A 15,075-nucleotide genomic window follows, 5' to 3' on the forward strand; every position below is an offset into this window, starting at 1 on the left:
TCGGTCCCGGGCTGGCGCTACAGGCGCCTCAACCGTTGGTCAGTTCAACGAAGCGAGCGGCGTCCAGCGTCGGTACAGGCAGGACAATCGACGCCCAATAGTGGAACTGCGCCTGATCCTGAGTATCTTCTGCCAATAGCACAGTGAAGGGGGACGGATCGCTCGGATGTGGCGTAAACACCCCCGCTGCAGACATGCTGCCATTACCACTGATGACGGTCCATCGGACCTGGGCATCAGGCACCTCGACCACCCCCCCCCAAGTCTCATAAAACACCTTCAACTTGACCTTGTTGTTGGCCAACTGCGCCTTGATGTAATGGGACTCTGTGGTGTGCAACGCAACGAAGGTGGACGTTGCACTTTGACCGCCCGCTGTTGCCTTGATGACATCCGCGCTGATCAGCGTACCTGCGTCGGATCGGCGCGCTACAGGATGCCTGGTCTTATTATTGGCCTCGAGCACGAAGGCCGGCGAGGGTGCATTGGGCGGGTAATAGAACATCTGCCCCTGTTCGTTTACCAAGCGGCCGAGAGCTCGACCCTCAAAGCTCCACTGCACGCTCGGCGCGCCAGGGGGCAAGCTCAGGGCCTGTTTTGCATCACCTGCGCCAACCAACCGAAGCCGAGGCGTAATGGACAGCGGTGGTGCAGCGAGTGCCTGACTGTGGTCTGGGCCCGCCACGCTGCTGACGTCATACATGGCCCAATACATCAACAGTTCAGGTATCAATTGCCCGGCGGTGAATCGCAGGGAAGCCGGCGGCGTGCAGAAGTTGGCAAGCCAGGCCCTATCAACAGGTGGCAGCCCGGTTAATACCTCGGGAAAAAGAATGCTGAGGAACGATAAAACGCCCGCATCCCCTGCACGTGCAGGCGCAGGCGCTGGCGTTGCATCAACCGCGGCATGTTCTCCCGATAACGAAGACAACACCAGGTCCATACTGTCGTCGCGTATCGTGTAACTGCCTTTGATGTCGTGCAGCAGCGGACTGACTGGCGGAAGTACCTCATACAAGTTGACCCGAGCCGCTGTTTTATAAAACTCGCTCAGCGCTGCCCAATTGTAATCACCGCCCGAGTTTTCGAACGTCGCCTGACCCGACCACTGCAGCCGAACGACCCGCCCCTCGATCGTCTTGTAACGCAAGTAGCCATTGGCCAGCGGTACCTTGACGGTGAATGTCGTGTCCGCACCCGGCAAGACTTCCAGGATTTCATGAACCCGTCGCTCGGCACGCCCCAATTCCGCGCGAAAGGTAAACTGCGAGTCCTTTACAACGGGCAGGGTCAGGCTGATGGAATGATCGCCGTAGTGCACGCGTGGAACACCCACAGCGAGGGTGCCCACCCGCCACACATTACCCTCGACAATCCGGTCGTACGGTATCTGCTCACTGATGCGCTGCGCATCACGCTGAGCATAAGCCGACCAGGACGCGTTGACGACCTGCTGGTCAAAGACACCGATAAGCAGCGTTGGCGGGTCGACACACAGCGTTTTCAAGGAACTGTCGGGCGTCGTGGGTTGCGCGCGGCGTGGCGTAGTATCAGGCATGGCAAAACTCCTTGTTCTTCAGGTCGCCCATACCAACATTGCGTCACCACCCCGCCAACTGACAGCCCTTGCAGTAGACAACCCACTCATTGGCAGAACACCCTGTCTGCCGCCCACCCACATTGAGACGGGGCGATAGCCGTTGGCGCCCATTCGGGACAGGAGGTCGGCCCTGAGCGTATAATTGCGCATTTTCTACGTACTCGAGTTGTTAACATGGCCCACTCCTATCTGGCACACCACCTGCAGCTTCTGCAGCACCTGCGTACCATCTTGGTGGCGCTCGGCGAAGCCGAACAGGTTCCCGAAGAAAGCCACGCGTTGTTCCTCGAGCGTTTCGACGAACTGCTGGAGCGTCTGCCGACCGATCCACTGGAAAGCCAATACCTCGGCCAGGACCTGATCTGTCAGGTCATCCAGCGCTATCCGCAGATCGCCCACCTGGTGCCCCGTGACCTGCTGTGGTTCTTCGGTGGCGACTGCCTGCACTTCATGCCGGACGACGAGCTCGAGCTGTACCAGCAACTGGAAGAAATGCGCTACGACGCCGAACAGCAAGGCGAAGCGTTCGATTGGCATCAACACAAAGAAATGTTGATGCTGTCCAATCGAGGATCCGCGCACTGAACACTGCGGTCTGCCATATCCGGGGCGGCGCGTCAGGCTGACGTGTGCCCCGCCTCTGCGCCCCTTGCGGCGCCCCCATCTGATAATCCACAGGCGCGGGTTAATTAGCCCTACATCCTGCCTGTCGCGTCCCCTTTAATCTGCTCGTCGCTCACATCCACCCAGCGCCGCTCCATCAGCGAGCCTGCTGGGCCTGCCACACATACGAACAGATTCAAGGAACGACCCATGAAAAAGACGTTACTCATGCTTGCCCTGGGAATGGCGAGCAGCACCGTGTTCGCAGCACCCGAAACCGGCCAGATCAACTTCTACGGTACCGTTTACGGCGGTGGCACCTGCCCCATCGAGGTGGTCAACCCGGGCGGCAGCGTCATCCCCCGTGTATCGATGGGTAACTTCACCACCGGCTACTTTGGCGCGAGCGGCACTGCCACCCCAGACGTGGCATTTGCCTTGCGCGTGACGCCGACCACCACGTGCGTCATCGCTCCCGGTACCAAAACCAAGGTGACCTTCACGCCATTGCACGGCGTGATCGGCACCAACCTCTACGCCATTCGCGATGGCGGCGCCACGGGACTGGGCATCACGATCAAGGACCGGACCCGCACCAAACTCAACCCCAATGCGGCATCTCCCGATTACGACCTGTACCAGTCGCAGCCTACCGACTTGATGTTCTATGCGGCGTATGAGTCCCACGCCGCCAGGGTTGGCGAAGGCCTGGCCGAAGCGGAAGTTTCGTTCCTGGTGAGCCTGCCTTAACACGCACTCCAGGTGCTGGCACCTGGAGTCGATTTCTTTACGCTCGGTCAAACATCATGCAGCCTCTGCCCCGCTCACTGATTACCCTGAGCAGCTGCCTGCTGCTGCTCAGCGCCAGCATACCTAGCGCGTATGCCGCACTCACCATAAGCCACACGCGAATCGTCCATGAGAGCGCCAAGCGCAGCTCTTCGGTGATTGTCGCAAACCCTTCGAAAACGTCGTACGCCGCACAGGCCTGGGTCAATACCCAGGCCGACGATGCGACCACTGCCGTCCCCCTGATTGCCTCGCCCAGCCTGTTCCGCATCGACCCTGACAATGAACAGACGGTGCAGATCAACGCCCTGCCCAACGACCTGCCGCAAGACCGTGAATCGCTGTTCTATTTCAACCTGCAGGAAATTCCGCAAGCGACGGACACTGGGCAAAACGTCCTCAACATCGCCCTGCGCACACGCATCAAGCTGTTCTACCGGCCCAGCCACCTCAAAGGCCGCCCGGAAGATCGACTCAAGGACCTGGTCTGGTCGGTACAACGGATCGACGGTAAACCGCACCTGGTGGTCGACAATCCCTCGCCCTACCACTTCACCTTCAACCAGCTGGTCATCAGCGGCGCCGGCGTCCGTGAAACCATCACCGCCCACGACATGGCCTTGCCATTGGCCCGCCAGACCTATGCGTTGAAGCAGGTATCGGTCACCAACGGCCTGCAGGTCAGCTTCACCACGATCAATGACTACAGCGGCATCACTGCCGAACGTTCCAGCCCGGTGGGCGTGCAGTGATTCAGCGTCGTTAGCGGCTGGCCGGTAACCACCCGGCCGCAGCCCACAGCAAAAAAAAGGCCTGTGCATGCACAGGCCTTTGTTCATTCGAGGCAATCCAAGGGCCGCTGTGCCTGCACATGCCAGGTCACACCGCGCCCGTCACTCAAAGCGTTTGTTGCATCGCCAGCCGATCCAACGGGTCGTAGCCGTAAAGGGCGATGGTTGAACGGTCCTCGTCCTTGACGCTGTGCAAGCGCCCCAAGGCATCGTACTGCAGCTCGCGCCCTTCTTCGTCCAGCACCAGGTTGCCATCCAGGTCATAGTCGAGCACGATCCGGCGCGGCGTTTCCTCAAGCCCGCGGACCTCGATACCGGTCAACTGCGCAGGATCGAGCGCATTGTCGAACTGATAGCGGGCGTCAATGGTGCCCCCCTTGAAGCGCGTGCGCACGCGGGTGATGTTGTCCAGGGCGTCCAGATCGAACCGCTGGATCTGGATTTTCTTGCCGTAGGGGTCCACCGGCACGTACGCGTCTTCACCCTCACACTCGTAATGGGTCAATCGGCCTCGCTCGTCGTAGTTGTACGTTTCCTCGCGAAGCCGTTGTCCGCCCTCGCTGAGCGTCTTGGTGACGATCGCATCGACCGCATCGTAGGTCTGCGCCAATACCTGCTGCGCATCGCCAAAATCAAAGTGGCGAGCGGTCTCACGCTCGAAGTCGTCATAGTCCAGGGTGATCTGCACGCTGCGAACAGCCTCATCGGCGTCACGCGTCTGGGTGGTGATCGACGTGTTGCGGCCCAGTGCGTCATAGCTGAAGGTGCTGGTCAGCGTGCCCAGGCTGGTCTGCTCGAGTTGGCCCAGCGGGTTGTAGCTATAGGACTGGACCTGCCCGAGCACATCGGTGTAACTCAACAGGCGACCGGCCAGGCTGTGAACATAAGCCATCTCGTAGCGGGTGCCCTCCTGCACGCGCGCCTCCGACCGCACCTGGCCGGTGCTGAAGTAGGTACGCGAGAGCTCCTCGCCCTGCTCCTTGCAATACAGCAGCCGCGCATTGTGCTTGTCGTAGTCGTATCGCGCCTCGACCCCGGAGCCAATCACCGCCCGCTGCAAGGGTTCCTCACCCAACTGCGGCAGGTACTCATAGCGGATGACCTGGCCACTGGGGGTGACCACCGACTCCGGCTGGCGCATGCCATCGGCGTACTGCAGCACCCGCCGACGGCCACCGGTGATGGTCTCGACCATGCGATCGAGGCCGTCGAACACCTGTTCACCCAGCACACTCTGGGTGGCACCGTCGGCATGCCGCACCTTGATCAGCACCGGCAGGTCTTCATCGCTGTGCTCGGCATACTCGCGCAGCACCTGCGCGCCATCGGCCAGGGTATGCGTGTGCAGGCGGTCGAACTCGTCGTAGGCGAAGGCGGTCTGCGCACCACGGCCGTCGATTTCTCGCGCCGTCCGGCCCAGGCCGTCATAGAAGTACTGGTGCAGGCTCTCGCGCGCATCGTCACAGCGCAGACGTTCGACGCGTACCGGCTTGTCGAACAGATTGTTCCAGATGACGGTCTTGCCAGTGCGCACACGGCCATCCGCCGACTCACGCCACTGGGTGAGGATCGGCCCGTTCGATTCTGGCGTGCCGATCGGATCGACCTGCTCGTGGTTGCGCACGCCGTCGGGGCCGATCACACAGCTGCGCTGGCCCCAACCGTCGTATTCGAAGCGGGTGCGCAGCGGCAGGTCGTCCAACGCCAGCCACTCGTGCTCGATCTCTTCACACAGATTGCCGAGGGCATCGTAGCGGGCACTGTAGCTCAGCCGCGGCGCTTCCTGGGCCAGCCGGGTCGTCGCGTAGTCAGGGTCCTGGCGCATCTGCCGGACCACCCGGTTGAGGCCGTCGACGTAGCTCCAGGTAGTGACGCCCTTGACGTCCGTCATGACCTGCACCGCCTGGTTGCCCGTGGCCGACAGGTAGTAGCTGTAGGCGCGCGCGGCCTTGAATGCTTCCTCGTTCGGCGAGACGGTTTCGCGCACTACACGCCTGAGCGGGTCGTACTCGTAGGCAATCTGCACCTGATTGTCGTCATAGTTGAGCAGCGGCTCACCGATCAGCACCGAGTGGTGCAGGGTGGTGACTTTTTGCGTTTTATCGAACCCCGTCCGGGTAGCCACCGTCTCCACCACCGGGTGCCGGTCGACCACGCGCTGGGCGTAGCGGTAGTCGGTACGGGTGCGCTTGCCGCCCAGGGTGCGCATCTCGCTCAGGCGCCGGCCATGCAGCAGCGGATCGGCCAGCGCGGCCGCGTACTCGACTTGGGTGCGGCTGAGGACCGTGCCGTCACTCACTCGCACCAGCACTTCGCTGTCCTGCAACAGCTCGCCCTTGGCCTGAGCATCGAGGGCGGCCAGCGCGATGTAGGTGTAATCGCGGCGCAGGGCCTCGGCCTGGCCCTCACCGTCGGCGGCCGGCAGCTGGACCTGCGACTTGAGCGTGCGCACAAAGCCTTCCGGATCGCGCGGGCAGCCCTGGCTTTGCGTGGCCGGGTAATAGCTGTAGTGGGTTTGCATCCCATTGGCCTGGACCTCGCGGATGAGGTTGCCGTGGGTGTCGTAGTCGGTGGCGGTCACTTCACTGCGGCGAGCCTGGGGGTTGCCTTGCAAGCGCCACTCGGTGGTCACCGTCTGGGGCAACTGGAAATGTTCAGGCTGGTCGGCGAACGGCAGATCGCTGAGCTCGTGATAGGTGGTTGTCGCCGTTTCGATGCAGCCTTGCTGGGTGGTGACCTGGGCGGTGAGCAAGTGGAAACGGTTGAACTCGCGGGTGATCGTGCGCAGCGCGGCGCCGTCCTGGTAGTGACTGGCCGTCGAGCTGTAGACGAAGCGTGAGCCGGTAAACTTGTACAGGTTGTCCAGACCATCGTTATCCCAGCTCACCCCGGTGCCATTGCCGAGGAAGTTGTTGCTGCTGAACGCGTAGTGCGTCTCGACGTCCGGCTGCCCGGCGCCGGGGCTGATGACATGGCGCCGCACGTACGGCACTGTGCGCCCCTGGCCGCCGGGCAAGGCATGGCCGTCATCCTTGTACTCGATCACTTCGCGGGCACCGACCGGGGTCTGCATGGCGGTCAGGCAGCGCAGCTCACCCACCCGACGATAGGTGAAGGCCCAGCATGCCTGGTCGGCGGTCGGCAACACGACCTTGCCCAGCTCATCACCCGAACGTTCGAGGGTGTAGCGCGCAAAGGCTTCAGTGCCGGGATTGAGGTCGATCTTCACCTGCGCATTGCCGCTGTAATCGATCGCCAGCAGGGTGCGCGGGCGGCCGTCGAGCAGCGTGTCATCGGTGATCGTTTCGAGGCAAGGCGCGCCGTTTACCACGCGGTAGCTCAGGCTGATGCCGTGGCCGCTGGCGGCCAGTACGCGCACTGGCAGCGCCACCGAGTAATCCGGTGCCTGCGGTTCAAGCACCTCGATCAGGCCGGACTTGTGGGCGATGCGCAAACGCTCCTGCGCACCCTCGCTGACATTCTCGAAGTGAAAGCTGTCGATCTTGCGTTCAGGGATCACTGCCGTCTGGCCAGGCCCATTGTCGGCCACCTTGAAGCTTTCGCCGGTGTGCAGGCCGAGCATGCCGGTGGTGACGTCGAACTGGGTCAGGTTGAGGCTCCAGCCGACGCCGAAGCCGCTGTCCTGAATGTTCAATGGGTTGTAGCGCAGGCTCAGTGGCAGGTTGGGCCCACTTAGGTGGTTGGCCGGCAGCTCGGGCAGTGCGATGGCCAGGGAATAGAACCCGGTGCGCGGGTCGACACTGCCCTGCACGAAGCTGAGGAAGTTGAAGGCGTTGGAGTGAATCAGGGTTTGCGTCGTCATAGGATCGTTTTCGTTCTGATAGCGATGGAAAGTCGCCCCGCGAAGGGGCGACCCACACTTACTGAAGGTCCAGCGTCAGGGTGTTGCGACTGTCTGCTCCGGCACCGAAGGTGACCTTGAGCCGATGCGCAATGCCGAAGTTGTCGATCAGGGTGAACGACAGCGGCGTGTCCAGGACTTTGCGGTAATTGGTGCCTGCGGTGTCATACCAGTAGGCGAGGTTCGGTACCCGATCCAGAGTCAATAGCAGGCTGCCTTCAGCGACGTCTTCCTGGCCCTTGAAGCCATAGTCGAGTTCCTTGAAAGCCACTTGCCGTTCTTGCGCCAACAGCTGCAATTCGGCCTGGTATTCGATACCTGTCGATGTCGGCACTGCGCCCCGGTAGCGGCGCGGTTTGAAGGCGTAGCCGGTGTACGTGCAATACGACTCCTTGAGCAGTTCGCTTTCCCAGCGGATCATCGACGCTTTATCGAAACTGACACTGGTGAATTGCGTGTCCCTTGCGCTGATCACCCAGTAATCGGTGGTGTAGTGCCAGTAGTTGAAGGTATCCAGTGGCTGGCCGTGATCAAAGCCCATGCGACGGGCCACGCGCTTGGGCGCGATCACGTAGTTGCCAAGGTTCGGTGGCGGTACCACCACCCCTTCGAGCTGCACGACGCCCTTGGTTTCGTCCTTGAGCTCGGAGTAATGCCAGGCATTGGCATGATCCTGGAACTTGGCCTTGAACTTGCGAACCTCTGCCTCCAGGCAATGCACGTACACCGTGACGATGCGTCGGGCATCAGCCGGCGCCAGCTGCGGTGCCGGCGTGGCCTGGGCGCTGCGGTTGGCGGTTGGCAGGTAGTCGAAGCGATTGCGCACCTTGCTCACCGCCCAGTGCTTGCCGTCGCCGGGTTTATCCGGGTCAAGCCCTTCGCGCCCGGGCAGCAGGTAATCGACTTCAGTGCCGTCCTCATGCAGGATCACCAACGTCGACAGCTCCAGGTCGCTGACCGGGTCCCAGGCCGTACCGTCATCGTCCTCGAACGAGTTGGTTTCAAGCAGGATATCGATGCCCACCTGCTGCAACCCATTGGCCAGCACCCGGTTACGGTTGGCGTTGTTGAGCGAAACCTCGAACCTGTTCAGGGTTTTCCAGCGCGCGCGCAGGCTGGCCATTTGTTGCGGGCTGTTACGCTGGTGTTCGATAACCGCAAAGCCGGCGTGCATACCGGCGATGCCGGCGACCACGCTGACCTCGCCCGCGCCGCTCTCAGGCGCCGTGTACTCACCGGTCGCTCGGTCGATTTCGCCGGCACCGAACAGTACCCAGTCATCAGCGGGGAAATCGGCCAGGGCGAACGTCTGAACACCACTGGCGGGCATCGTGCTCACATGGAAGGGTTCGACGTTCAACACTGGCGTGTAGTTGAGAATCGCCACGGTCGCATAACCGCTGTCCGCGCCACGGGTGACCTTGATCCGCTGCAGCACGACCTGCGCCGCACCGGTCTGATCCTTGGGCACGAACTGCGCCGTACCCAGGTTTGCCGGGTCGGGCTGCAGACTGCCGTGCGCTGCGCCCTCCAGCTCCCAGCGCAGGCCGTCACTCTGCGACGCGCGCAGGCTGACGGGGCCATCGCCCTTGCCCCACAGCACCACCCTCGGCGAGATGGCCAGGGACTCGCTGGACTCGACCAGCAACGCCGTACGCAGCTTGCTGTCCGCTGCATCGGCCACGTGTGCGGTGACCAGCACCACTTGCTGATCGCTGACGAAATCTTCGCGCGCAGATGCGGTATAGCGGCCTTGACTGATCGCACCGCACGCACGTGGATGGACGAGGTTGCGCGCCGACCATGCGCTGGCGGGTGTTCCGTTCAGCTTGTAACTGACCTGCCGTGAGGCCGCGACACTGCTCAGGGCGGGTTGCAGGTCACTGCTTTGCGCAGTGGCCTCGAGGTCACCGAACAGAATCATGTCGTGCGGCAGGTGCTCTTCGCTCATGCGCACCTGATAAGCCTGGGGTAGCAGCATGCGCGTCAGGGTATTGCTGGCCTTCTGGCCCAACAGCGGCGCACGAAGTCTGTCGACCAGCAGGGCGGCATTGTAGTTGCCGCCACCGGTATCCTTCGCCGGCAGCAGGTACGGCAGCGCCGAAGGGACGTCACCTGCGGCGGCACTACCGCGCAACTGCAGGAGCAGCAGCACGGCACCATCGTCTGCCGGTGACGCGCCGCTGCCAGCGCCTTGCGGTGCTTTCTGCGCGACTACATTGAAATCGGCCACCGAGGTTGCGTCATAGCCGAGCATGTCGAGGGTCATCACCGGCAGTATCCACTCGGGGCGTTGCTCACCGAGTTGCTGCTGGATGAAGTTACCCATTGCGCGCCTGGCGATATCGCTCATCCCCAGGTTGCAGGTGGGCTCAGTGGCAGCCCCCAGGTCCAGGATCAACTGGCTCTGGCCGGACGCTTCCAGCGGGACCACCTGCAGCACCGCCTGCATTTCCAAGTGATAGCCCATGCCCTGCAGCAAGCGATGGCTGCGGCGCAGCCAGTCGGGGGCGCCTGGATGCTGGCCGATCGCGTAGCAGGTACCGGCGATCAGCTCCATGCTGACCGTGACCTGCGCCGTTTTCCCGCTGGCATGCTTGAACGACAGCTGAGGCGGGCCGAGCATGAGGTTGTCGAAGACGACCTTCTCGGTGCGGTTTTCCATGAAGTACTCGCCGCTGATCGGCAAGGTGAAATCCTGGGTCGCGAACGCATCGACGAATTGCGATTCAAGCAACTGATTGAAGCGATTACGTCCCAGCGCGAGGATCGCGCCCCAACCATGCAGGGCATCGCCCTTTTTCAGCTCATCGAGCAGGGTTTGTTTAGCGTTGCCAGTCATGATCAGCCCTTCCTTTGAGTGCTGTGCGCGTGCACATGCTCGACCAATTCGGTGTAGGCCTGGTCATATGGCATCGGCAAGATGGTGTAGCTCCAGACAAGGGCCGGAGAAGTCTTGTCAACCGCGGCAACGATGATGTAGTCACCCTCGGCACCTGGCGTGTAGATCCCTGTTTCAGCCAGGGTGCCCTCACCCTTGACCAGGAACCACAGGGTATTTTCAGGTGGCACCTCCACCGAGCCGCCGCCCCAGCTCTGCCCCCACAAGCCCAGTTTGAGCGTATTGCCCGGTTGCGCAGTGACCTTGAGTTCGGCGGTGGTGGGCATCCAGGGCAGGACGACATCCATGGTCTCTGTTTGTGCACCCGCACTCACCTTGACCGTATCCAGCTGCATCAGGGAGTCGATCGTGCCGCTAGCGCCCGGTTGTTTGGTCGGCGCGACATAGATCCGCACCTCCTGGTCCACTGGGATGTCCAGGTCCGAGTCTTCAGCGCCCGGCGTGCGCAAGGTGCCTTTGGCCCCGGGTGCCATCGACCAGGTCAACGGGGCGCCCAGGCTACCGCCGGTCACGACATAGCGGGACGGTTTCGCAGGCGGCTCGCTGGAGAATTGGCCACTGAGCAGGAAGGGGAAGACCGACACGCTGCGGGGAACGACGGTCACCAACGCGCGGCTGAGCTGGTCGCCGACCTTGGCCGTAACGATGACCCGCTTCGACGTACCGGTGATGGTTTCGCTGGCCGGCGCGCTATACACACCGTTGACGATCGTGCCTTTGTCGCCGGTCTCCCCTGGCAGGTGGTCGACAGTCCAGGTCACCGTACCCGAAGGGCGTGGCGTCAGCTGGAAGGTTTGGCTGGTACCCGCAGAGAGCGAGGCATTCAGCGGTTCGACGGCGAATGCGGTGAGCTTGGGTGCCAAGGTGCCCAGCAGTGACAGGTCACCAGGGGCCTGGAGGCTCTCCGGCTCGGCAGCCTGCTCGCTGCGAAACAGCAGGCTGTTCAAGCGCAGGACGTCCAGCGAGACCCCGGCGGCATCTACGGCAGCGGTAAAGGTATCGAACTTCTCGACGACCTGAGCCAGGAGTTTGGGGGCAGTATCACGGCGAATGTAATCCTGGAAGGGGCCGATATTCCAGTTGGTATCGTCCACCTGCTTGACGTCCACAGTGGACGTGACCGCGTCACCCTTGAAAATGACACTGCCTTTGCGCGCACCACTGGTCTGCAGTTCCGATACGAACTTTTTGGTGCAGGTAAAGGTAAACTCAGCCTTTCGGCCCTCTGCCACTACCCACGACTCGGCATATTTGAATCGGGATGAGAAGGTGCCGACCGCCACGGCGCGCCACGAGAAAACAATGTTGTTGTCTTCCACACGGAAATTCAGCGCGCTACGGCTCGGCTGCAGATCGAAGGCATCATAGGCCTGCCATGTCACCCAGTTATCGCCATCGAAGTCATCGCGGCCGGCCGGGAACGCGACATTGGCTGAGCCGAACTCAACCCCTACATTGAAACCATTCTCCACCACATAGGTCGGCACGGTTTCGGTAAAGCCAGGCACACTTCTGAGCAACTTCACCAGTACCTGCTGGGTCCAGCTGGCATTGCTCAAGAGCACGTTCATGGTGTACGGCGCATGACCACTGTTCGGCGCAGGCTCGGGCAGCAAGTACGGCATGTCCTGGTCACGGGTTGGAAAATCGCCCCCCTTCGCGCCGTTGAAGGCGACACCGATCACCACTGCGCCCTCTTCTTGCTCAGCCCGATCGGTGCTGGCTACAGATTGCCCGGCGTTGGCCAAGGAATGGGTGCGTACCGCAAACGAGGTGGGGTTGAGCTCACCCTCGACCGGCTTCAGCGTGTTCAGCTCCCACACCCGCTCCTCGATCGGTAGCGCGGCAAAGCTCCGCTGAATAGCGGCGCCGACCTTTTCGTTCAAGTCTTTCCAGCTCGACACTTCGAAGGTGTAGCCCGAACCCTCGGAGAGGTCCAGGGTCACCCGTCCCTGATCGGTGATAGTGCCGTTGTTACTTTGGTTGAGGTTGATATTCATGCGCACGGCCGGTGCACTCAGCGGGTCGAGCCGCGACAGCCCCACCAGTTCGATCTGCTCACTGCCGGTCTTTCTGCGCAACTGTTTGAGTTTGCCACCTTGCATAGACATGCTCAAACGGGCCGCCGAACTGCTGATGTTCGAATTGACGAAGGACAGGCTCGGCTTATCCATTGTCAGTTCGGAAACATCGGTCCAGCTGCCGCCTTCGGTTTCCACTCGCACGCTGATCGGTTTCAACCAACGGCTGTTGTCAAAGCGTTCGATATGTTCCTGCGCCAACAGCATGTTGGTTTTGAAACGGTCATACACCAACAGCGCACCCCAGCCTTTGGTGCGGGGTTCACGTTTCAAGTAAGTTAAATAATTTGCGAATGTAAGCTTAGCCATCAGGGTCTTTCTCCTAACCTATCGAGTCGTCATGAACAATTCTGCGAATTGCATGGAATTGCAGGCGATATGAATCGCCAGATAAACCTGGAGTCGATTTGGATTGTTTGCTATCAGTCAGTGTCCTGGAAGGCAGCTTGACAACGTGCCAACCGGGGTTATTGAATGGTATGAACTAGCGGTTCAACGTTAATGTGATACTACGAAACGGCGTGTAATAGTCCCCGCCGTTAAAACTGAGTCGTGGCGAAAGTGTGAAACGTTCGCCCATTACCAGCCCTTGCAGGAATGCCCTGGGCAACTTTGCCTGTACCCCTTTCTCGGCTTGCTCGGCCGTGACCGGAACGCTGTCGAGAATCACCTCCTCGACCTCGCCCGTTGCCGTCAGGCCGCTGGCTACCAGCGTCAGCAGTTGGCCTTCTTTGCCGAACAGCCAGGTCCCCAACGTGAGGTCGGCACCCGCAGCAGGAACCCTCGACAGTGACAGCCCCCCCGCATCAGCCTGGGTACAGTTGATCTGCGGGTAGTTGGCGCTGGGCACCGGCGTGATCCGAAGGTTGTACGGCAGCGAGTCGACATGGCCGTTAGCTCCGATCAACCGGTAGAACACCGGAAAACGCCTGGACTCGTCCCGGTCACCGCGGCCAAAGTTCGCCGGCACATAGTCTTGCGGAATGAGGAAGCGCAGCGGGTTGGCCTCGCTGACCGGTGACTTGGCGACATACTGGCCCAGCGCTGACTGGCCCATCCAGTGAACCTCGGCTCGCTCGCCCGGGGCCAGGGTGTCTGGGGGCACCACCACATAGACTCCGCCTCGGGCCTCGAGAGCGGGTATCCGGCCTGAGCCAGGCGCGTTTTCCGGGATGGCACTTCGGACATCAGCGGCAAGCAAGGTGCGTATCAATGCCACATTGATCAGCAGCTCCCTGGAGCCCAGACTGGCGCCCTCGCGCCCATACTGGTAGGTCAAGCGCACGCTCGCGCCCGCGTTGTGCACCAGGTTTTCGGCAGGCACTCGGAAATACATCGAATCCGCCGTCACGCTGCTGAGGTCTACCCGCGCCGCCTGGATCAGGTCACCCGCCGGGCTACGCCAATGCAGCACGACATGGTCCGACACAGCCATCCCCGGATAACCTGGCACGCGAAGGGTCAAACCGTTGCGAAAGCGTGCCGGGTCCAACGGCTCGCCCTCGGTGTGGCCCTCGATGGCGGCTGCATCGAGCAGGCCGGGGAGCGTTGCGCTCGAGTCGATCTTCCAGCGCTGCGCAGGCGAGTCCAGGCTGCTACCGTCAGCCAGGGCAATGCGGTAATGGCCTTCTACACATCCGTCTTCGAGGAAACTGAACCAGTTCTTGGGAACGTTGGCGGACAGCGGCTTCTTGTCGAAATGGTCTTTGTCCACCGTCAGCACAGTCGACCAGTCATCGTCCTCGACCCCATCTTCGTCGTAGCCCACCAGCTTCACGGTGATCTTGTCACCGACCTGCATGGCCTGGTAAGGCGCGACCACCAGCGTGATGACCCCATTGGAGGGCAACGCCCGTGGCTGCAGGGTCAGGTCATGCGAGGGCAAGGCATGCAGCACCGACAGGGTTTCCGCCGCGGGCTTTGGACGCAGGCCCAGGTAGCAGATCTTGCGCAGTGATTCCGGCCCTTCGTTGACGCTATAGGAATACACCGCCAGCCCCCCTGCGGCGGCGCGAATATCTTCATTCTTGATAATGACTGGATGACCGCTCACCAGATCATCCGGGCCCACCTGACGTACGGCCCCGACATCGTCGAACGGCTCGCCGCTGATACTGGCGCCTATCCAACGCGGCCGGAGCAAGTCACCATCTTGCATACCGGTATATTTGATATAGGTCAGCAGGTCCTGGTTACCCAACGCATCCAGGTCCAATTCATTCGATTCATTCAAATAAGGAACTGACGGTTCTTCGAGCCCTGCCGTCTGTTGCACACTCATGTTTAGCGACCTCAAATCAGAGACGGAACTTATTTAACCGCCGCATCGCCAGCGGTTGCCGGGCCTCAGTTATAAGCCGGGTTGAATGAGTCGAACAGCTGGCACAACTACTAGGCTGCTCACGGTGAACTCACCAGCCCTCTGGATTCGCCAGCTTGCGGCCAGC

8 protein-coding genes are annotated in these 15,075 nt (G+C 61.4%); 3 read left to right on the plus strand and 5 right to left on the minus strand.

The genetic code is table 11. The features are described from left to right. Positions 1-28: 28 nt before the first annotated feature. Complete coding sequence (locus AC58X1_RS08360) at positions 29-1,558, minus strand: hypothetical protein (RefSeq protein WP_497428665.1); 1,530 nt, start codon at positions 1,556-1,558, stop codon at positions 29-31. Positions 1,559-1,774: 216 nt separating this feature from the next. Here AC58X1_RS08360 and AC58X1_RS08365 point away from each other — a divergent pair, with 216 nt between their 5' ends. The 3 genes from AC58X1_RS08365 (at position 1,775) to AC58X1_RS08375 (ending at position 3,744) form a co-directional block, all read left to right on the plus strand. Next, a complete protein-coding gene (locus tag AC58X1_RS08365) occupies positions 1,775-2,185 on the plus strand; it encodes a PA2817 family protein (protein WP_101321521.1) in 411 nt (136 codons plus the stop codon). Between the two features lie 228 nt (positions 2,186-2,413). Then, positions 2,414-2,953: a fimbrial protein gene (locus AC58X1_RS08370; protein WP_150570134.1), complete on the plus strand. Its 540-nt coding sequence runs from the start codon at positions 2,414-2,416 to the stop codon at positions 2,951-2,953. 56 nt (positions 2,954-3,009) lie between these two features. Further along, entirely contained in the window at positions 3,010-3,744 is a 735-nt protein-coding gene (locus tag AC58X1_RS08375) for a fimbrial biogenesis chaperone (protein ID WP_497428666.1), read from the plus strand. 145 nt (positions 3,745-3,889) lie between these two features. Here AC58X1_RS08375 and AC58X1_RS08380 read toward each other — a convergent pair whose 3' ends face one another. The 4 genes from AC58X1_RS08380 to AC58X1_RS08395 form a co-directional block, all read right to left on the minus strand. After that, on the minus strand, positions 3,890-7,606 hold the full coding sequence (locus AC58X1_RS08380) for an RHS repeat domain-containing protein (RefSeq protein ID WP_497428667.1): 3,717 nt from the start codon (positions 7,604-7,606) through the stop codon (positions 3,890-3,892). A gap of 58 nt (positions 7,607-7,664) precedes the next feature. Further along, entirely contained in the window at positions 7,665-10,487 is a 2,823-nt protein-coding gene (locus AC58X1_RS08385) for a hypothetical protein (protein ID WP_497428668.1), read from the minus strand. A 2-nt stretch (positions 10,488-10,489) separates the two neighbouring features. Continuing rightward, on the minus strand, positions 10,490-12,901 hold the full coding sequence (locus AC58X1_RS08390) for a hypothetical protein (protein ID WP_401182166.1): 2,412 nt from the start codon (positions 12,899-12,901) through the stop codon (positions 10,490-10,492). Positions 12,902-13,112: 211 nt separating this feature from the next. Beyond that, the gene (locus tag AC58X1_RS08395; protein ID WP_497428669.1) at positions 13,113-14,909 is read right to left on the minus strand and encodes a hypothetical protein; all 1,797 of its coding nucleotides are present in this window, start codon (positions 14,907-14,909) and stop codon (positions 13,113-13,115) included. Between the last annotated feature and the right edge of the window lie 166 nt (positions 14,910-15,075).

Source organism: Pseudomonas sp. PGPR N4, from assembly GCF_059693665.1.